Consider the following 19948-nt stretch of genomic DNA (forward strand, 5'->3'; position numbering starts at 1 on the left):
AGGTGGCGGTGCTGCCCAACGTCAGCAGCGCCCGCGACGAGGCGATCACGCTTCTGCAGCGCCAGGCGCTGCCCGACGGCCATGCGCAGCGCCGCGCCGGCCAGGGCCGCGAATTCGAGGCGCTCAAGGACTACCAGCCCGGCATGGGCCGGCGCATGATCGACTGGAAGCGCAGCGCCCGCCACGGCAGGCTTCTGGCGCGCGAATTCCGCATCGAGGAGAACAACAACATCGTGCTGGCCATCGATAGCGGCCGGCTGATGTGCGAGCCCGTCGGCGGCGTGCCGAAGGTCGACCGCGCCGTCACCGCAGCCTTGCTGTCGGCGTTCATTGCGCTGAAGGGCGGCGACATGGTCTCCCTGTTCGGCTTCGACGCGAGGCCGCGCGTTTCCAGCGGCGCCGTGCGCGGCTCCGCCAGCTTCGCCATGATCCAGAAGCGGGCCGCGGAAATCGACTATTCCACCGAAGAGACCAATTTCACTTTGGCGCTGACGACGCTGGCGGCGCGGCTCGACCGGCGTTCGCTGGTGATCATCTTCACCGACTTCGTCGATCCGATCAGCGCCGAACTGATGCTGCGCACGGTCGGCCGGCTCACCGAACGGCATCTGGTGCTGTTCATGATGATGAAGGATGTCGAACTGGAGACACTGGCCGACATGCCGCCGGACGCACCGGAGGATGTGGCGCGCTCGGTTGTCGCCGGCGGGCTGCTGCGCGAAAGGCAGGTCGTCATCGGCAGGCTCAGGCTGCTCGGCGCGCATGTCATCGAAGCCGACCATCAGAGGCTCGGGCCGGCACTGGTCGAGCGCTATCTCGAACTCAAGCGAGAGGATCTGTTGTGAACGCGCTGGTCGGCAAGGATGCGGTGCGCCAGTCGCTGGCGAGCTTCCGTTCGGAGCGCGAGGCCGACTGGAAGGCGTTCGAGGCGCTGCTTGCCCGGGTCGAGAAACGTGCGCCGCGCACGCTGTCGGAAGACGAGCTTTTGTCGCTGCCGCTGCTCTACCGCTCGGCGCTGTCCTCGCTTTCGGTGGCGCGGGCGACGTCGCTCGACAATGCGCTGGTCAGCTATCTCGAAGCGCTGTGCCTGCGCGGCTACTTCTACCTCTATGGCGCGCGTCGCGGCTTGCGGCAGCGCATCGGCGATTTCTTTCTGCATGACTGGCCGCATGCCATTCGCGATTTGTGGCGCGAGACCTTGCTGTCGGTCGTCCTGACCTTTGTCGGCGCCGGCGCCGGCTACTGGCTGGTGGCCAAAGACAAGGGCTGGTTCGACGCCATCATTCCGCCGAGCCTGGCCGGCGGGCGCAACCCGGATGCCTCAGTCGAAGTCCTGCGACAGGTGCTTTATGACGGCGCCGACAGCAATTTCCTGTCGGGCTTCGCCGCCTATCTGTTCACGCACAATGTCCAGGTGGCGATCCTTGCCTTCGCGCTCGGCTTTGCCTTCGCGGTGCCGAGCGTGCTCCTGATCCTGATGAATGGCTGCCTGCTTGGCGCGATGTTCCAGATCTACATCGCCAAGGGGCTCGGGCTGGAGCTGGGCGGCTGGCTGTCCATCCATGGCACCACCGAGATCTTCGCGATCGCCTTGGCGGGCGCCGCCGGCATGCGCATCGGCACGCGCATCGCCTTCCCCGGCGAACTGACGCGGATGACGGCTGCTGCCTATGCCGGGCGCGTGGCCGCCACCACCATGGTCGGGGTGACGATCATGCTTTTGTTTGCCGGCCTGCTCGAAGGCATCGGCAGGCAGGTGATCACCAGCGACGTGACACGCTATGCCATTGGCGGCGTCATGCTGACGCTGTGGCTTTGCTATTTCTATGTGTTCAGGGTGGTGCGGCATGGCAACCGCTAGGCGTGCTGCCGTCTCGACAATACGGCCGCTGGTCACGCCGGAAGGCGTCGATCTCCGGATCAAGCTCGCCGATGCCGGCACCCGCGCCGCCGCCTTCCTGCTCGACTTTGTCATCATCATCGTCACGGCGATCGTGATCTCGATCGTCGCACTGTTCGGGCTGGCCGGCCTCAAAGGCGAAGGCGCGCAGCCGCTGTTCATCGTCTGGATCATCCTGATCTTCTTCCTGCGCAACGCCTATTTCATCGTCTTCGAAGCCGGCCGCCGCGCCGCCACACCCGGCAAACGGATGCTCGGCATCCGGGTGGCATCGCGCAGCGGCGCCGGCCTGTCGGTCGATCAGGTCATTGCCCGCAACCTGATGCGCGAGATCGAGATCTTCCTGCCGCTATCGATCATCCTCGGCCGCAGCGAGATGGGGCTCGCCGACACGCTGACGACGATCTTCGGACTGGTGTGGACGCTGCTGTTTGCGCTCTTCCCGCTGTTCAACCGCGACCGCATGCGCGTCGGCGACCTGTTGGCCGGAACCTGGGTGGTCGAGGCGCCGAAACTGGCGCTGGTCGAAGACCTGTCGCAACGCCAGGACACCACCACCCGCGCCTTCCGCTTCACCCAGGCGCAGCTCGATGCCTATGGCATCGCCGAACTGCACAAGCTGGAAGAGGTGCTGCGCCGCGACGACTATTTCGCCCTGAAAGCCGTGGCCGAGACGATCGGGCGCAAAATCGGCATGACAATCGAGCCGGTCGATTCCAGGGCCTTCCTCACCGCCTATTATGGCGAGCTGCGGGCACAGCTTGAGCGCAAGCTTTTGCTGGGGACGCGCAAGGCGGATAAGTACCAGCGGTAGAAAGAGGGCCCACTGCTGCGATGGGTGAGTCCAACCGTCGGCGCCGCCCCTCATTGCCCTGCCGGGCATTTCGCCCCGTAGTGACGGGGAGAAAGAGGCTGTTGCCGAGGATTTTGCCAGCTCGGCAGAATGGACGCCGAGGTTTGCGGTCAGCCCCTTCTCCCCGTCACTATACGGGGAGAAGATGCCGGCAGGCAGATGAGGGGCAGCACCAGCCGATGGATATGGAGTGCCTCTCGCCTACCCCACCCACTTCTCGTAGTCGGACACCAGCAGGTGCACCGGGGCGACGTCCTCGTCGATGTTGGAGAAGCGGCCGATCGGCTCGCGGAAGACGTTGTCGGTAAGGTCGTCATTGACGGTCGAGACCTCGCCGATCAGCACATCCTTGCCCTCGGCCCAGAAGGCGTGCCAGACGCCGGGCATCAGCGTCACGCTCTGGCCCGGGTCGAGCTTCAGCAGCCCGCCTGCCGGCAGCCTGTGGATGGTGCCGTCGACCGGCACCGACACTTCGGCCTTCGGATCGATGCCGCCGTCGCGATCGTGCATGAACAGTTCGAGCACCAGCTTCCCGCCGCCGCGGTTGATGATGTCCTCGGCCTTGATGTTGTGGCGGTGCATCGGCGACAGCTGATCCTTGCGCGAGATCATGATCTTCTCGGCATAGAGCATGCCCATGCCCTTCTTCATGTCGGCGTAGACGCCGTTGCGAACGGTGAACAGGAACAGGCCGAGTTCGTCGAATTTTTCCTGGCCGTAATCGGTGATGTCCCAACCGAGCCGCGAGGTGAAAATGGCGCCGGAGTCGGCCTTGCGCGCCTTCATCTCTTCCGGGCTCCAGTAGGCGAAGGGCGGCATGATGTAGCCGAACGAGCGGATGAAGGCGTCTGCATCGCGGATGATGTCGTTGACGGTGGAGCGTTTCATGATCGTGATCCCTTCGCGTCGCGTTCCCTGGAGTTATCTGAAGCGCATAGCCGAACAGCGCTGCGGTGTCGACGCAAACTGCATGCTGGCCCCATGACATCCATGCGGATCGGGGCCATAAGTCCAGCCAGATTTCCCAGGGTGACATTCATGCAAGGCATAGACGACCTCGACACGCCGGCGATCCTCATCGACGCGGCCCGCGCCGAAGCCAACATCACACGAGCGCAGGCGCATGCCGACCGCCACGGGCTGAAACTCAGGCCGCACATCAAGACGCACAAACTGCCTTATTGGGCGAAGAAGCAGATGGCGGCCGGCGCGGTCGGCATCACCTGCCAGAAGATCGGCGAGGCCGAAGTGATGGCCGATGCCGGGCTGACCGATATTTTCCTGCCCTACAACATCCTTGGCCGCGCCAAGCTGGAGCGCCTCAAGGCGCTGCATGGCCGCGTGACACTGTCAGTGACGGCCGACAGCCTCGAAACGCTGGAGGGGCTCGCCGCCACCTTCACCGATGCAGGGCACCCCCTGCCCGTCCTGGTCGAATGCGACACCGGCATGGGCCGTTGTGGTGTGCAAAGCGCCGCCGAGGCGCTGGCACTGGCGAAGTTGATCGACCAAGCCAAGGGGCTCACCTTCGGCGGGCTGATGACCTACCCCGCGGCCGGCCGCGCCGCCGAGGCTGAATCGTGGCTGGCCGGCGCCAAACAAACGCTCGCGGCCTCGGGTCTCGCCTGTGAACGCATCTCCAGCGGCGGCACGCCTGACATGTGGCGCTCGGGCGAGGACAGCGTGGTGACCGAATACCGCCCCGGCACCTACATCTACCTCGACCGCTACCAGGTCGCCAAAGGCGTCGGCACGCTCGACGATTGTGCGCTGACGGTGCTCGCCACCGTGGTCAGCCATCCGACGCCGGCCCGCGCCATCCTGGACAGCGGCAGCAAGGCGCTGTCCAGCGACACGCTGGGGCTCGCCGATTTTGGCGAGCTGCTCGGCATGCCCGGCGCCCGCGTCACCAGCTTGAGCGAGGAACATGGCACGGTCACGCTTGGAAATGGTGCGAAGCTTCGCATTGGCGAGCGCGTGCGCGTGGTGCCTGATCATTGCTGCGTCGTGACCAACCTGTTCGACCAGGTGCATCTGATCGACGGTGACAAGGTGCTGGAAACGCTGAAGGTGGAAGCGCGTGGGCGGATGGGGTGAGGCTTTTCGTTTTGGAGGCTCGCCCTATTTCGACATTGACGAATTGTAATTTATAACTTACTAGCCCCCATGGCAATCCTGAAGCAGACAGCCACCTTTCGGAGGTGGCACCAAAAGCTGAAAGACGGAAGAGCCAAGGCGGCAATTGCCGTTCGGCTGCAACGTTTGATTGTAGGAAATCCCGGCGACGTGGCCCCAGTGGGTGAAGGCATCAGTGAATTGCGCATTCACTGTGGGCCCGGCTATCGCGTTTATTTCACAAGCGCGGTGAAACGGTCATCCTGCTCCTGTGCGGCGGGGATAAAAGTTCACAAGAAACCGACATACGGACAGCAAGCGCCTGGCCGTAGAATGGAGTGACGACAATGGTTGAAAAAATCTATGATTTCGATCCCGCCGAAATGCTCGATTCCGATACGGCAATCGAGGCGTTTCTGGCAGAGGCAATGGAAACCGGAGACGCCAAATTCGTCGCGTCCGCCCTCGGTGTCGTTGCCCGCGCCAAGGGGATGAGCAACATTGCCAGAAAGACCGGCTTGGCTCGCGAGCATCTTTATACCTCGCTCAGCGAAAACGGTAATCCTACGCTGGAAACCACACTGGCGGTCATGAAAGCATTCGGCTTTCATTTGGCCCCAAAGCACGATGCAACTCAGGTCTAATCTACGCCAGCGCGCGTCGAGCGCGAGGTTGTTCGGGCCAACTGAAATCAGGACTGATAAACCGGACCCAGCGCCGCCTTCAGCGGATCCAGCGCGTCGCCATACAGCTTCCAGCGCTCGACCGAGGATGAATAGATCGGCTGGCGCACCTGCCAGCGGCTCGGCGTCCGCACCGTGCGCTCGGTTTCGTTGAAACGCAAGCAGGCATCGTCCCACTCGATGCCGAGGAATCCGATCAATCCGCGGGCGCGATTTTCGAAATCGGCGACCGTTTCTTCGTAGGGCATGTCGTGGATATCCAGCGGGATGACCTTGGCCCAATGGCGCATCAGGCGGTCATACTGCCGGTAATACTGCCCAAGCTTGGTCAGATCGGCATTATAGCCGTGCGCCTCGGAAAAATTATGCATGAAACAGGACGCGCAATTGTCCATCGGGTCACGCCGGCAATGGATGATGCGGGCATTCGGCAAGATCAGGCTGATGAAGGCCAGCAGCTCGAAATTATGCGGCATCTTGTCGACGACAAGCCGCACCGTGTTGTTGCGCTTTTTGAGATCGTCGAGATATTTCGATCCAAGCTCCTTGGCCTTGGCTGCAGTGAGCGCCGCCATGGCCTTGGTGAAAATGGCTGGGTCGAGCTTGTCGAACCCAAGTTCGCCGGCAAGTGAACGCATGGTCGACAACTCCCCGGCGCCATGGATATCGCGATGACTGGCGCATATCTGCTCGGTCAGCGTCGTTCCCGACCGTGGCATGCCGACGATGAAGACCGGGCGTCTGGATGGATTTCCCAAATTGGCTCGCGCCTCGAAGAAGCCGGCGTCGAAAGTGTCGATGAAGCTGTCGTAAAGCTGGGTGTGCCGGTCGATGTCGAAATCATTGCCGGAAATCGCCTTGGCCCTCGCGAAATGGCGGATGGCCGGGCTATACTCGCGCTGATCATTGAGCATCTTGCCGGCGGCGTGGTGCAGCACTACCCGCTCGCGATCGGTGGTTGTCGGCAATTCCAGGCGTTTCAGCACCAAAGGCAACGTCGGATCGTCCTTGACCGCCCGGCGCGCAAGCGCCATTCCAGCCAGCGCCTCGACATGGCCCGGGTCGATGGCAAGGGCCTTGCTGAAGCATTCGACCGCCTCGGCCGGCCGGCCAATGTCGGTGAGCAAATCGCCCATACCGGCAAGTGCCATCACCGACTGGCCGTCGATAGCCAGCGCCTGGCGATAGAACCCTTCGGCAATGTCGCCCTCGAGCTGGCTACGATAGGAGCGGCCGAGATTGCACAGCGCTTCGATGAGCCCTCCGTCGAGCTCGATCGCCTTTCTCAGATGTCTGCGCGCCTTGTCGACGTTGCCGGTGACATTGTAGGCATTGCCGAGATTGTTGCGGAAGATGGCGTTGTCCGGTTCGAGCTTGACCGCCCTTTCCATATAGGCAATGGCGGCGTCATGATGCTCGGCCTCGATGGCGAGCGTGCCCATCAGGTTCAGCGCCATGGCATTTTTGGGCTGCGTGCGAAGCACCGTCTGGTAGCAGAACTCGGCCTCGCGAAAACGCTTGCGCCGTTGCAGGTCGATGCCGCGCTGCAATGTCTTTTCCGCCGGCTCACCGGCGGTCGGCAGCGAGGCTGAGATCATTGCCGGCAGACCCAGGGGTTGCCGGCGTGGCAAGAGCGGCATCCGTCAGATCCCGGTCGCGACCTGCGACGAACCAATCAGAACTTCAGGGTAACGCCAAGCTGGAGATTGTGGGAGTACAATTTGGCGTTCTCGTATGTGCCGCCGCCATCATTGTCGTCTAGATCCACGCTTGTCACGGCCTTGAAGCGGTAACCGAAATCGAGGTCGACATTCTGCGTTACCGCGTAGGTAACACCGGCGCCCACCTGGCCGGCGAAACCCCAGCCGCCAGGCCCGTATCCATAGGCGTGGCCATCAAAATGAGTATCGGCGGTAACATAGGCCGCGCCGAGACCGCCGCCGACATAGAGTTTGGCATCACCAAAATGCGCAACATCGGCCCAGACGTTGGCGAGAAGATAGGTGGCCGACAGATTGCCGGAAGCTGGGCCGGAACCTTGGTCGGCAGGAGGGAAGCTGAAGCTGTACTCGCTTGCCTTGTAGCGCGCGTAGGACAGTTCGCCTTCCACGCGGAACGTGTCGTTGATCCGCCGACCGACAGCGCCGCCGATCACGAACCCACTGTCAAGATCCACGGAATACCGACCACTATCGTAGTCCGTCTTCACATTGTTGGCAAAGCTGGCGCCGCCGAAGAGCGTGACGTACCAGAGATCCTCCGCCCTCGGCACGTCGACAAGCGCGTCTGCGGCGTAGGCCGAACTCCAGCCAAGCGCCAATGCAAATGTCGAAACGCCAGCCAGCAGGCACAGTTTCATCGTCGAATCCCCTCGCAACAACTAGTGACTAATATCACTCTTGCTTGGCGGCCGAGCTGTCAAGAACGCAAACGAGATCAAGGAGCAAAGCGAGGTCGGGAACGATCTTTTGAGAATTCTTGTTGCCGCACCGCAACATAGCAGCACATGCTAATGTTTCTGGCGGCAGGCGCATGGCTGTCCCTTCCGTTTGAAATCGCGCTAGTCGGCCTGCCTTGCCGCCACCCTGCGCATGGAGATCACCCGCCGGCGGCGGATCTCGGTGCGCATCACCGTCAGGTGCAGCGCGAAGAACAGCACGGTGAAGCCGAGCGCCATCACCAGCAGCGGCCATAGCAGGCTGGGATCGATCGTCGGTCCGCCGAGCCGGAACACCGAGGCCGGCTGGTGCAGCGTGTTCCACCAGTCGACCGAGAATTTGATGATCGGGATGTTGATGAAGCCGACCAGCGTGATGATGGCGGCGGCCCAGGCGGCACGGCTGGCGTCATCCAGCGCGCGCGTCAGCGCGATGATGCCGAGATACATCAGGAAGAGGATGAAGACTGAGGTCAGGCGGGCATCCCACACCCACCAGGTGCCCCACATCGGCTTGCCCCAGATGGAGCCGGTGACCAGCGCAAGCGCGGTGAAGGTGGCGCCGATCGGGGCTGCAGATTTCAGCGCGACGTCGGCCAGCGGATGGCGCCAGACCAGCGTACCGAGCGCGGCGACCGCCATCACCGTGTAGCACATCATGGCGAGCCAGGCGAAAGGCACGTGGATGTACATGATGCGCACCGTGATGCCCTGCTGGAAATCCTCAGGCGCGGCAAAGCTCATATAGAGACCGATGGCTAGCAGGATCGCGGCGATCGACGCCAGCCACGGCACCAGCCTGTCGGCCAGCCCGACAAAGCGCGTCGGGTTGGCGAGGTCGGTCCAGCCGGCGAGGCGTGAGGAGGTGTCGCTCATAAGGTCTAGATAGACCGGCGGCGCGTTCGGGGCAATCGAGCGGTTGTCGCAGTGCTTACCCTCTCCCTTGTGGGGAGGTCGCTGCAAAGCAGCGGGGTGGGGGTGGTGGGGCACTACCTCCACCCGGACCCTACGGGTCCGACCTCCCCACATGGGGGAGGTAAAAAAGCCTACGCCGCTTCGATATTCACCGTGCGGCTGAGACGGCGGACTTCCTCGTCGTTGAGCAGGCCGCCGGCGCGCAACAGGCTGGCGAAACGGCCATTGCGCAGCGACAGTTCGGCGAAGCCGCCCATCTCGACCACCTTGCCCTTGTCCATGAACACGACCAGGTCGGCGTCGCGAACGGTGGTCAGGCGGTGGGCGATGATGAAGGTGGTGCGGTTGCGCCTCAGTTCGTCGATGGCTTCCTTGACGCGGTCCTCGGTCTCGACGTCGAGCGCGCTCGTCGCCTCGTCGAGCACCAGGATCGGTGCGTCCTTGAGCACGGCGCGGGCAATGGCGATGCGCTGACGCTCGCCGCCCGAAAGCTGGCCGCCGCGCTCGCCAACGACGGTGTCGTAACCGGCGCTCTTGGCAAGGATGAAATCCTGCGCGGCAGCCGCGTTGGCGGCGGCGTGAACCTCGTCATAAGTCGCCTCGGCACGACCGACGCGGATGTTGTCCTCGATCGAGCGGTTGAGCAGGCCGGCATCCTGGAAGACGGTGGCGATCGAATGACGCAGCGACTTGCGGGTCACCGTGCGGGTGTCGATGCCGTCGATCAGGATACGGCCATGAGACGGCGAGAAGACGCGCTGCAAGAGGTTGATCAGCGTCGTCTTGCCGGCGCCGGTCGGGCCGACGATGGCAACCGTCTGCCCGGCCTGGACCTCGAAGGAGACGTCGTCGACGCCCTGCCGCGAATTGGCAAACTCGAAGCCGACATTCTCGAAGCGGACATGGCCGGTGACGTTGGTGAGGTCGCGCAAGCCGTCCGGCTCGGCGGAGTCGGCGGCCGAATCCTCGAGGTGATAGAAGTCCTCGAGCTTGGCGCGGGCTTCGGAAATCTGGTTGGCGAAAGCCGACATCTGGTCGAGGCGGGCAATCAGCAGCGTGGCAAAGCCGGTGAAGGCGATGACGTCGCCGATCTTGAGCTGGCCATGGGTGACCAGATAGGCGCCGATCAAAAGCACAACCATCATCGAAATGGTCGACGACAGGCGGTGCAGCGCATTGGCCATCGCCCACCAGTCGAGCACCGGGTTCTGCGCGTCGAGCAGGTTCTTGACATAGCGGCGCAGCGTATCGGCCTCGTGGCCGAGACGGTTGTAGCTCTGCAGCACGGCGACGTTGCTGACCGAGTCGGTCACATGCGCGAACACCTGATGATAGTGGCGCTCGACGGCGGCCTGGCCTGCCTTGGTGCGCTTCATCACAAGCCGGCCGATGCCGACATAGAGAACGCCCAGCGCCATCAGCACCAGCGACATGCGCAGATCCATGCTTATCGCGGTCGGAATCAGCAGAGCCAGCGCAACCGCCGTCGACAGATGCTGGCGCATGAATTCAAGCCACAGGCTGAACAGCGTCTCGACGGCGCGCAACAGCGTGTGCAGCGCGTTGGAGGTGCCGCGCTGGTGGTGCCAGGCGAGCGGCATGGTGATCACGCGCTCGAACGACTGGCACAGCACCTCGCTGCGCCGCTTGTGGGCAAAACGGTCGGCGCCGCGCGCCACCAGCACGAAGGCGACGATGTTAAAGGCGCCGAGACCGGCCCACAGCGCCAGGGTCGAAAACACCGAACCCTTATCGGAGATGGCGTCGATCACCCGGCCGAACATGATCGGCTCGAGGATGGCGATAATGGCGAGCGCGACATTCGCACCGCAGATAAACGCAACGCGCTTCCTGTCGGCTGCGAGATAACCCAGCGCTCTCCAGTAGATTTGCAGAAGTGACACTTCAGCTACTCCGCCCAAAACATTATTGTGCACCGCACCATTTCTTGACACGTACCGGTTAACGGGTCGCAAAACAATGCCCGTCTACCTCTTCCGTTCCCATTCTGCGAACAAAAGATGACGACGTTGCGAAATCTGCCGTGATCACCTAACGGTTTGAGATAAAAGGTGAAATGTCAGTCTTGCGGCAAAATCATGGCAGCATCTGGCGCTGCCACATTTTTAGTCACTGCACGCTTGGCCCGCCGGTATCCGGGAAGGCACGCCGTACTGCGCCACGAGCATGCCCAAGTAGAAAACGCGCGCCTCGAAAGGCGCGCGTCAACAATCTGAAGCCCTTGATTTTACGCGGGTATCTTGACGACCACCTCGGTCTTGTCGCCGGCCTTCGGCTGAAAACCGGAAGACTTTGTCTTGGTTCCATTGACTTCGAGCGAGATGGATTTGGCCTTTTTGTCGCGGATGACGCGAACCTTGACCTCCGCCCCCAGCATCTTCAGCGTTGCAGAATAGCCGTCCCAATGGCTGGGCAGTTTCGGCCGGAACGTGATCTGCTTGCCCCGCCGCTCAATGCCCAGAATGCCTTCGACCGCAGCACGGTAGAGCCATCCCGCTGAGCCCGTATACCAGGTCCAGCCGCCGCGACCGCCCTTGTCCTCACCGGAATAGATGTCGGCGGCGACGACGTACGGCTCGACGCGATAATGCTCGGCCGATGCATCGTCGAGCGCATGGTTGACCGGGTTCAGCATCGAGAAGCAGCGATAGGCATCGTCGGTGCGGCCCATTTCGGCGAGCGCGATCACGAACCAGGTCGCCGCATGGGTGTACTGGCCGCCGTTCTCGCGCACGCCCGGCGGATAACTCTTGATGTAACCAGGGTCCTTTCTCGTGTTCTGGAAGGCCGGGGTAAACAGTTTGACGATCTTGAGCTTGTCGTCGACCAGCAGGTTCGTCGCCTGCTGCATCGCCGTGGTCGAGCGCGCGGGGTCGCCCTCGCCGGAGAGCACGCTCCACGACTGCGCGATGGAGTCGATCTTGCACTCGTCCGAATTGTGCGAGCCAAGCGGCGTGCCGTCATCGTAGCTGCCGCGGCGATACCACTGGCCGTCCCAGGCGGTGCTTTCCAGCGCCCGCTTCAGCACATCGGCGTGTTTTGTCCAGGCCTGCGCCCGCTTGGTGTCGCCCTGCCCCTTGGCCACGGTGGTAAAGTCGCCCAGCGTCTTCAAAAGGAACCAGCCGAGCCAGACACTCTCCCCCTTGCCGGCTTCGCCGACGCGGTTCATGCCGTCGTTCCAGTCGCCGCCGAGGATCAGCGGCAGCCCGGCCGGGCTGCTGCGCTTGACCGCAAGGTCGAGCGCGCGCGCGCAATGGTCGTAGAGCGAAGCGTTCGTCTTGGAGATTTCCGGCGTGAAGAAGGCGTCGTGCTCGCCCTCGCCCAGCACCTGCCCGTCGATGAAAGGCAGCTGCTCCTTCAGGATCCCTGTATCGCCGGTCACCTCGATGTAGCGATTGGTGGCATGCGCCAGCCAGACCACATCGTCGGAGATCATGGTGCGCACGCCGGCGTCGGTGCGCGGCAACCACCAATGCTGGACATCGCCTTCGGGGAACTGCCGGCGCGCCGCATTGAGGATCTGGTCGCGCGCCAGTTTCGGATCATGCGCAAGCAGGGCCAGCGTGTCCTGCAGCTGGTCGCGGAAGCCGAAGGCGCCGCTTGCCTGATAAAAGGCCGAGCGGGCGCGGATGCGGCAGGCCAGGCTCTGATAGGGCAGCCAGTGATTGACCATGGCGTCGAGCGCCTTGTCGGGCGTCTCGACCTGGATGGTGTCGAGGAAGCCGCGCCAGACGCGTTCATTGTCGGCCAGCCGCTGGTCGAAATCCTTGCCCGAATGGGTCTGCACCAACGCGCTCGCCTCGGCTGATGTGGCGGCGTCGCCAAGCAGCCAGACCAGCGTGACGTCGCCGCCGGCGGGGATGTCGATGTCGCTGGCGACAGCTGCGCACGGATCGTCGCCGGCCTCGACGCGGCCCGACAGGCCGGCGCCGCTGACGACGGCGTGCGGGAAGGCGCTGGTGCCATGCCTGCCGATGAACTCGCCGCGATCGGCTGTCACCGAATGCACCGGACCAGTGGCGGCCAGGAAGGCCACCCGGTCGCCGAAATCGAGACCGTAGGGGTTTTGCGCCAGAAGCGCGCCAGTCGCTGGATCCCTGGACGGGATGATGGTCGCAGCCGTGCTCGAGCGATGGCTGCCGAGGACCCATTCGGCATAGGCATAGACGCGCAGCCGCGCCGGCGCCGAGCCTGAGTTCTGGATGCGCAGCCGCGTGATCTTCACTGGATCGACGGGATCGACGACGTGCGTCAGATCCATCGACAGCGGGCCGCGTTTGGACCGGAAGGTGGAGAAGCCCTGGCCGTGCCATGTCTCATAGGTCATCGAGGGATCGCGGACCACGGCAGCCAGCGGCGAGAATGCCTTGCCGCTGGCCTGATCGTAGATGTAGATGCCCTCGCCCGGCCGGTTGGTGACCGGATCGTTCGACCATGGCGTCAGCTGGTAATCGCGGCTGTTGCGGCTCCAGGTGAAGGCAGCGCCTTCGGCCGAGACATGGAATCCGAACGAGGCGTTCGAGACGACGTTGATCCAGGGCTGCGGCGTCGAGCGCCGCCCGGCAAGGCGGGTGACATAGTGGCGGCCGTCGCCCTCGAAACCGCCAAAGCCGTTCCATTGGCTGAGGCCGCTGCCGTCGGCGCTGCTGTCGGACGCGGCATGGTATGCAGGCGCCGCCGGCACCGGCAGAGACGGCTCGCGCAGCGACGCGGGGGCCACCGGCTGCAGGGCATCGCGTGCTTGCAAGGCTGCCGCCTCGGCGCGTTCGATCTGGTCGAAGATGGTGCCGTTGCGCGTGTGCAGAACCACGCGGGCAACCGCCAGCAGCGTCTTGTACGTCGCCTCGTCCATCAGGTCGCGGCGCACGGCGAAGATGTGCTGGCGCGGCCCGAGTTCCTTGCCGCGCAGGCGGCTGTTTTCGCACAGCGTCTCGACCGCGCGCTGCAGGTCCTGGACATAGGACGATGCCTGCTCGTTGACGACCACGAAGTCGATCATCATGCCGCGGGCGCGCATATACTCCTGGAAGCGCAGCGCCTGGGCGACAATTTCGAGGTCGGCCACGTCGCCGATGCGGACCAGGAAGATCGGGAAATCGCCCGAAATGCTGGTCGGCCACAGGCTGGACTGCTTGCCCAGCCCCGAAGCGATGGATTCGCCGGGAAGGCGCAGGAACGGATCGGGATAGATCAGGAAGCGCGCCAGCTTCTGCACGTTGGCGGCGTCGGTCAGGCTGAGACCAAGATGGCGGGTCTGCACCTGCGAACGCGTCCAGGCAAGCATCGCCTGGCGAGCAAAACTTTCGGGATGGTCGAGCCTGGCGATGGCCTCGTCCAGTTCGGCGCGGTTGGCGCCGACGGCGGTCCAGAAGGTCAGCGATATCTTCTTGTTGGCCGGCACCCGCACCTGGCGGCGCAGGGCCGCTACCGGATCGAGGGTGAAGCCGTGGTGACCGCCAAGCTTGGCGCCGGGATCGAAGGCCGCCGCTTCCGCGATGGTACGGCCACGGCCGATGAAGGCACGGCGGTCGGTTTCGGCCTCGGCATCGCGCGCCGACCCGGACGGATCGGTGACGAAATGCACCATGGTGACGTCAGGCTCGTTCTTCTCGCGCTTGCGCCTGGTGGCAAAGATGGCGCCGTTATTGGCAGCGATCTCGGTCTCGATAAACATTTTCGAGAACGCAGGATGGGCATTGTCGGAGGCTTCGTTGCCCAGCACCAGCTCGGCAAAGGAGGTCACCTCGATATGCCGGTCAGTGGCGCCGTCGTTGTAGAGCGTGACGCGCCGTCCCTCGCCATTGCCTTCCGAGATGACGATGCATTCGACCTCCGAACGCAGCGAGCCCACTGTTTTGACGAAGCTCGCCTTGTCGTCGGAAAACAGCGTTTGCACTCTCTCGCCGGTCGCCTGCTTCGGCTCTGCGGTGGCCGACCACCAGTCGCCGCTGCCGGCGTCGCGCAGGAAGATGTAGGAGCCGAGCCGGTCTTCGGTCGGGTCGGGCTGCCAACGGGTGACGGCGAGTTCGCCCCAGCGGCTGTAACCGGAACCGGTGGCCGAGACCATGACGGAGTAGCGGCCATTGGACATGACGCTGGTGGCGCGCAACGCCCTCAGCGGGTCGAGGACGATGCGCGAATCCGGGCTCTCGACCTCGGTCTCGTCCTTCGAGCGCTCGTCGGCTTCGGTCCTGACCGTGGCGGTCGGGATGTCGCGCGGCGCCCTCTCCTGAAGCAGGAGTTCGGCAGACTCGATCACCGGATCGCTGTGGAAGCGGTCGCGCAGCCTGCCCTCGAAGATGGCGTCGGCAACGGCGGCGATCGACATGCCGGAGTGATGCGCCATGTAGTTCAGGACAACGGCATGGTCGGTGCCTTCCGGCACGCGCTGCGGCGTGAAGTCGACGGCGTCATAAAAGCCATGCCGGCCGAGCGCGCCGATGGAGCGCAGCCTGGCCAGATTCTGGACGGATTCGCGCGGTGTGAACTGCGCCGCGAGGATCGTGGCGTAAGGCGCGATCACCGTGTTCTGGCCAAGGCCGCGCTTGAGACCAAGTCCGGGCACGCCGAAATTGGTATACTGGTAGGTCAGTTCGCGGTCGCGGGCATTGTAGGCCGCTTCCGAAATACCCCAGGGCACGTTCTTCGAACGCGCGTACTGGATCTGGCGCTTGATGATCAGCTTGCTGGTCTGGTTGAGGATCGATCCCTGCGGCTCCTTCATCACCAAAGGCGGCATCAGATACTCGAACATCGAGCCCGACCAGGACATCAGCGCACCCTGGAAGCCGATCTCGACGATCGGCCTTCCAAGCCGGAACCAATGCTCCGTGGGCAGGTCACCCTTGGCGATGGCGAACAGGCTGGTCAGCCGCGCCTCGGAGGCGAGCAGATCGTAGCAGCTCTCATCGAGCTGATGCTCCTCGACCCGGTAGCCGATTGACAGCAGTTTGCGCTCCTGACGCATCAGGAAAGAGAAATCCATCTCGAAGGCATAGCGGCGGCAGCGTTCGCGCAGCGCCAGCAGCTTGGCGCGCAAGGCTTCGACGGCGTTTTCGTCGCTGTGCGAGTCATGCACATGCGCCTCGCAGGTCGCTTCCAGCCGTGCCGCCCAGTCGGCGATAATGTCGCTCCGCTGCGATCCGGCCTCGGTGTGGATGGCGGTGGCGAGCTTGCGGATCTCGCCGGCAAGCACGGCCAGGTTAATCGTGCGGATCGAGGCCATCTCCGGCTGCGCCTTGATGGTCATGACGGCGCGCCGCATGCCATCGAGGCGATCGGCCAGACGCTGGCGCAACGGCCGCAGTTGCCGGCGGTCGTCAGGCAATTCCTCGAGGCTCTCGTCGAGGATACTCACCGTGTCGAGGACGCCTTCGAAATCGCCCTGCAGGTGAACGGACGGGGCTTCCGCCCACTCGGCACAGGCCGCCGCCACCGCGACCAGATGTCCGGCCAGATTGCCGCTGTCGACGGCCGAGATGTAGAGCGGATAGAGCGGCTTGAGCGTCGTGGTGTCGTACCAGTTGAAGAGGTGGCCGCGGTTGCGCGGCATGCTCTCGATGGTCGTCATCGTGGCGTCGATGCGAGTGATGGCGTCGGAGAGCGCAATCCAGCCGAAATCGCGTGCCGACACCACCGACAGCAGGTAGACGCCGATATTGGTCGGCGACGTCCGCGGCGCCACAACCGGCGCCGGGCTTTCCTGGAAATTGTCGGGCGGCAGATTGTGGTGCTCGGCCGTGACGAAGGTTTCGAAATAATGCCAGGTGCGGCGCGCCACGGTGCGCAGCGCGTGGATGTCGGCTTGCGATATGCGCAGGCGGTCCTCGGTCTCGGCCGAGCGGCTGATCCAGCAGGCAACCGCCGGCGAACCGATCCAGAACAGAGCGAAGAAGAAGGCGACGAAGGCACCGGTGGAATCGGCCAGCACGGGGATAGCGAGACCGACGACGCCGATGATCACGGCGCCATACATCATGCTGTAATAGGAGCCGATATCGTTGTCGCCGCCCTTGTGCGCCTGCGACGCGGTGCGCCATTCCAGCAGGTTCTGGCGGCTGACGAACAGGCGGTAGAGCGTGCGCACGATGGCGTCGCCCATCATCCAGGCATTGTGCGCCATCAACAGCACTTTCAGCGCCACAAGGGCCGTGCCGAAGACGGTGTCGTGCGCCAGTGCGGAGAAATGGCCGCGCGGCGTCTGGTCGCCGCTCTTGGGCAGGATGGCGTTGACGACATCGAAGGTCGGCGCCATGAACAGCGACAGGATCAGCAGCGCCTGCCACTGCGCGGCCTGCGTGAAGGGCAGCAGCGTCCAGCCGGCGATCGCCGCCATCACCCAGAAGATCGGGGTCAGCGAGCGGCGCAGATTGTCGACCATCTTCCAGCGCGACAGCGCCGGCACGCCGGAACGCGGCGAGAAGATGAAGCGCAGCAGCTGCCAGTCGCCGCGCGCCCAGCGGTGGTGGCGCGAGGCGTCGACCGAGTAGCGGGTAGGATAGTCCTCGACCAGTTCGACGTCGGTGACAAGTGCTGCGCGCGCCAGCGCACCTTCGAGCAGATCGTGGCTGAGGACGGTGTTTTCCTCGATGCGGCCCTGCAGCGCCGCCTCGAAAGCGTCGACGTGATAAAGGCCCTTGCCGGTGAAGGAGCCGTCGCTGAAGACGTCCTGGTAGAGATCCGAGACGGCAAAGACGTAAGGATCGAGACCGCTGTTGGACGAGAAGACGCGCTGGAAGAAAGAAGCGTCGTCGCCGCTGGTGAGCGAGGCTGTGATGCGCGGCTGCAGAATGGTGTAGCCGGCGGTAACGACGCGCTTTGTCGCGTCAAAATGCGGGCGGTTGAGCGGATGGGCGAGCTTGCCGACCAGTGACGACACGGCGTCGCGCGTGGTGCGCGTGTCGGCGTCGAGCGTCATGACATAGACGACCTTTTCCGGCAGCGGCACGTCGAGCGGCAGGAAGGTGGTGTCGCTGTCGCCGCGCAAGAGAAGGTTCAGCTCATGCAGCTTGCCGCGCTTGCGCTCCCAGCCCATCCAGGCGCCCTGCGCCTGGTTGTAGAGCCGGCGGCGATGCAGGATATAGAAACGCGGCGCGCCTTCCGAGGGATAACGGGCATTGAGCCTGGCGATCTCGTCGCGCGCATATTGCAGGATCTCGATGTCGGCGGCGTCGATCTCGGTCTTGGAATCCGGCCAGTCGGACAGCAGCGCGAAATGGATTTCTTCGGCCGTGTTGGCGAGGTGATGCACCTCGATGTTGCGGATGTTTTCCTCGACATCATCGCGCGAGCCGATCAGCGACGGCACCACGACCAAGGTGCGTGATGCCGCCGGAATGCCGTGCTTGTAATCATAGCCGACGAGCCGCGTCGGCTTCAGGAACAGTGAAACAACGGTGTTGAAGAAGGCGAGCGCGCCTTCGCTGGCAGGCACCGCAAACAGCGCCAGCATCAGCGTGATGGATTCCACCGACAGTCCGAGATGGGCAAGCGCATTGCCGGAGACAACCAGCAGCAGCACCGTCAGCAGGAAGACCGGCACAACGATGCCGAGCCAGCCCGTGGCGGTGAAGGCGCGCTTGAAAGTCACATGGAAGGGCGGCCGATAGCCGATCGCCTTTTCCAGATCCGGCCGGCGCGGGCCGACCAGGAAGAAGCCGACATCGGTATGCATGGCCGGATCGGCTGATGCATCCGGCACGCCGGAGGCATCGGTGACCCCGGGAACATGGCTGGCCAGCTCGATGGCCTTTTCGGCGACACGGAATTCGGACAGGTCGGAGCGGCGCGCCAGTTGCTCGATCGACGTGCGGTACTGGTCGCGCGAAAAGAAATCGAGCGCGGCGAAATCGGTGCGCTCGCGCAACAGCGTGTCGATGCGGCTGACGCCCTCGAACCACACCGTCCAGTCGACGTCGTTGATGAGGCGCAGGCCGCGGATGATATTGCCGGTGGTGACATTGCCGCTGGACAGCGTGCGATGCTCGGAAATGATGATTTCCTCGGCGTCGGAGCCGGTTTTCTCGAGCTCGACCTCCAGCCATTCCAGCGCCCTGCCGGCATTCTGCGAGCCGTCGCGCAGGCGGTAGAGCAACTGGGTGGCGAAGGTGGTGTCCTGCGCATGCGCGCCGTAGCCCGACAGGATCTTCCGGCGGTCTGCATTGTCGTCGGTCGCCAGCACGCGGTCGGCGACCTCGTTGGCGATATGGCGCATCTGCCTGGTGCGGTCGACGCGCACGGCGATGCGGCGCAGATTCTCGATCAAAACGAAGCGCAGCAGCGACGGCAGCGCCCAGAGCTCGCCGATCTTGAGCGGCTCGACCGACTGAAAACCCTCGACGATGGATTTGAACATGGTCGCCGAAACCGAACTGTCGGAATGGGCGACATAGCTCCAGGCCAGGGCCAGCGCGCGCGGCACCGCGGCGCGATCGGCCACTTTCAGGGTCGGCAACTGCCGGTAGAAACGGCGCGGCAGGTCGCGCTTCACCTGAAAAATGGTCTCCTCGACGAGATAATTGTTGTCGAGCAGCCATTGGGCGGCAGGCGTGATGGTTTCGCCCTTGGCCTGGGCGGCATTGGTCGAGCGGTAGACTTCGAGGATTTTCTTGGCGCTGTCGCGGATGCGGGCCTGGAAATCGAACGGCGTCAGGCCGAACAGGTCCTTGATGTCGCCCTTGGCAAGGCTTTCGCCCAGCGCGCGCAGCCGCTCTTCGGGCAGGAAATTGGAGCGTATCGGCTCTTCGGTGATGACCGGGAAGCCGGCGCTGGACTTTTCGATATGGGCAGGATTTGTCTGGATATTCATTGAAAATTCCGCATGGGGGACGCGATGCGGCGCCACCGCCACGGCAATGTCCCTAAAACCGATTCAAATGCAATTGGTTGCATGATTACACTGGCCGAAAGTTTTGCTTCGCACCACGCCAGAGGCGTTATCCCTTCGACATTTTAAGTGGGGCTTTCGACAACTCAAGGACGAGCACCCCTGCCCTCCCGTCCGCCTTGGAACGACGGAAGGATTC

11 protein-coding genes and 1 pseudogene are annotated in these 19948 nt (G+C 63.6%); 6 read left to right on the top strand and 6 right to left on the bottom strand.

Annotated elements, in window-relative coordinates:
* The 3 genes from X726_RS141760 to X726_RS141750 form a co-directional block, all read left to right on the top strand.
* A partial coding sequence (locus X726_RS141760) for a DUF58 domain-containing protein (RefSeq protein ID WP_023672888.1) occupies nt 1-845 on the top strand: 845 nt, incomplete at its 5' end.
* Nucleotides 842-1861 carry a stage II sporulation protein M gene (locus X726_RS141755; protein ID WP_023672889.1) on the top strand — a complete coding sequence of 340 codons (1020 nt, stop codon included), beginning with the start codon at nt 842-844 and terminating at the stop codon, nt 1859-1861. The genes X726_RS141760 and X726_RS141755, both read left to right, overlap by 4 nt.
* Complete coding sequence (locus X726_RS141750; protein WP_023672890.1) at nt 1848-2714, top strand: RDD family protein; 867 nt, start codon at nt 1848-1850, stop codon at nt 2712-2714. The genes X726_RS141755 and X726_RS141750 overlap by 14 nt, the downstream gene beginning before the upstream one ends.
* 240 nt (nt 2715-2954) lie before the next feature.
* On the opposite strand, the gene X726_RS141745 is transcribed toward X726_RS141750, so the two are convergent.
* A complete protein-coding gene (locus tag X726_RS141745; RefSeq protein WP_023672891.1) occupies nt 2955-3641 on the bottom strand; it encodes a D-lyxose/D-mannose family sugar isomerase in 687 nt (228 codons plus the stop codon).
* A 150-nt stretch (nt 3642-3791) separates the two neighbouring features.
* Here X726_RS141745 and X726_RS141740 point away from each other — a divergent pair, with 150 nt between their 5' ends.
* The 3 genes and pseudogenes from X726_RS141740 to X726_RS141735 all read left to right on the top strand — a co-directional run bounded on the left by X726_RS141740 (nt 3792) and on the right by X726_RS141735 (nt 5512).
* Nucleotides 3792-4850, top strand: a complete 1059-nt coding sequence (locus X726_RS141740; protein ID WP_023672892.1) for a D-TA family PLP-dependent enzyme — start codon at nt 3792-3794, stop codon at nt 4848-4850.
* Nucleotides 4851-4919: 69 nt separating this feature from the next.
* Nucleotides 4920-5223 (top strand): annotated as a pseudogene (locus X726_RS1000000169840) (type II toxin-antitoxin system RelE/ParE family toxin).
* Nucleotides 5216-5512 carry an addiction module antidote protein gene (locus tag X726_RS141735; RefSeq protein WP_023672893.1) on the top strand — a complete coding sequence of 99 codons (297 nt, stop codon included), beginning with the start codon at nt 5216-5218 and terminating at the stop codon, nt 5510-5512. Before X726_RS1000000169840 ends, X726_RS141735 begins: the two are co-directional and overlap by 8 nt.
* A 47-nt stretch (nt 5513-5559) precedes the next feature.
* Here X726_RS141735 and X726_RS141730 read toward each other — a convergent pair whose 3' ends face one another.
* The 5 genes from X726_RS141730 to X726_RS141710 form a co-directional block, all read right to left on the bottom strand.
* On the bottom strand, nt 5560-7191 hold the full coding sequence (locus X726_RS141730; RefSeq protein ID WP_023672894.1) for a sulfotransferase: 1632 nt from the start codon (nt 7189-7191) through the stop codon (nt 5560-5562).
* Nucleotides 7192-7226: 35 nt separating this feature from the next.
* On the bottom strand, nt 7227-7910 hold the full coding sequence (locus X726_RS141725; RefSeq protein ID WP_023672895.1) for an outer membrane beta-barrel protein: 684 nt from the start codon (nt 7908-7910) through the stop codon (nt 7227-7229).
* A 201-nt stretch (nt 7911-8111) separates the two neighbouring features.
* Nucleotides 8112-8864 carry a heme ABC transporter permease gene (locus X726_RS141720; protein WP_023672896.1) on the bottom strand — a complete coding sequence of 251 codons (753 nt, stop codon included), beginning with the start codon at nt 8862-8864 and terminating at the stop codon, nt 8112-8114.
* A 170-nt stretch (nt 8865-9034) separates the two neighbouring features.
* Nucleotides 9035-10807, bottom strand: coding sequence for a glucan ABC transporter ATP-binding protein/ permease (locus X726_RS141715; RefSeq protein ID WP_023672897.1), 1773 nt, complete (start codon nt 10805-10807; stop codon nt 9035-9037).
* Between the two features lie 344 nt (nt 10808-11151).
* Complete coding sequence (locus tag X726_RS141710) at nt 11152-19731, bottom strand: glucoamylase family protein (protein WP_023672898.1); 8580 nt, start codon at nt 19729-19731, stop codon at nt 11152-11154.
* Nucleotides 19732-19948 lie beyond the last annotated feature (217 nt).

The organism is Mesorhizobium sp. LSJC285A00, from assembly GCF_000503155.1.
Lineage (GTDB): Bacteria > Pseudomonadota > Alphaproteobacteria > Rhizobiales > Rhizobiaceae > Mesorhizobium.

Excerpts from the sequence above, each read along its gene's own strand:
- X726_RS141725 (WP_023672895.1), bottom strand. The coding sequence starts at position 7,910 with ATGAAACTGTGCCTGCTGGCTGGCGTTTCGACATTTGCATTGGCGCTT.
- X726_RS141740 (WP_023672892.1), top strand. The coding sequence starts at position 3,792 with ATGCAAGGCATAGACGACCTCGACACGCCGGCGATCCTCATCGACGCG.
- X726_RS141735 (WP_023672893.1), top strand. The coding sequence starts at position 5,216 with ATGGTTGAAAAAATCTATGATTTCGATCCCGCCGAAATGCTCGATTCC.
- X726_RS141745 (WP_023672891.1), bottom strand. The coding sequence starts at position 3,641 with ATGAAACGCTCCACCGTCAACGACATCATCCGCGATGCAGACGCCTTC.
- X726_RS141730 (WP_023672894.1), bottom strand. The coding sequence starts at position 7,191 with ATGCCGCTCTTGCCACGCCGGCAACCCCTGGGTCTGCCGGCAATGATC.
- X726_RS141720 (WP_023672896.1), bottom strand. The coding sequence starts at position 8,864 with ATGAGCGACACCTCCTCACGCCTCGCCGGCTGGACCGACCTCGCCAAC.
- X726_RS141710 (WP_023672898.1), bottom strand. The coding sequence starts at position 19,731 with ATGAATATCCAGACAAATCCTGCCCATATCGAAAAGTCCAGCGCCGGC.
- X726_RS141750 (WP_023672890.1), top strand. The coding sequence starts at position 1,848 with ATGGCAACCGCTAGGCGTGCTGCCGTCTCGACAATACGGCCGCTGGTC.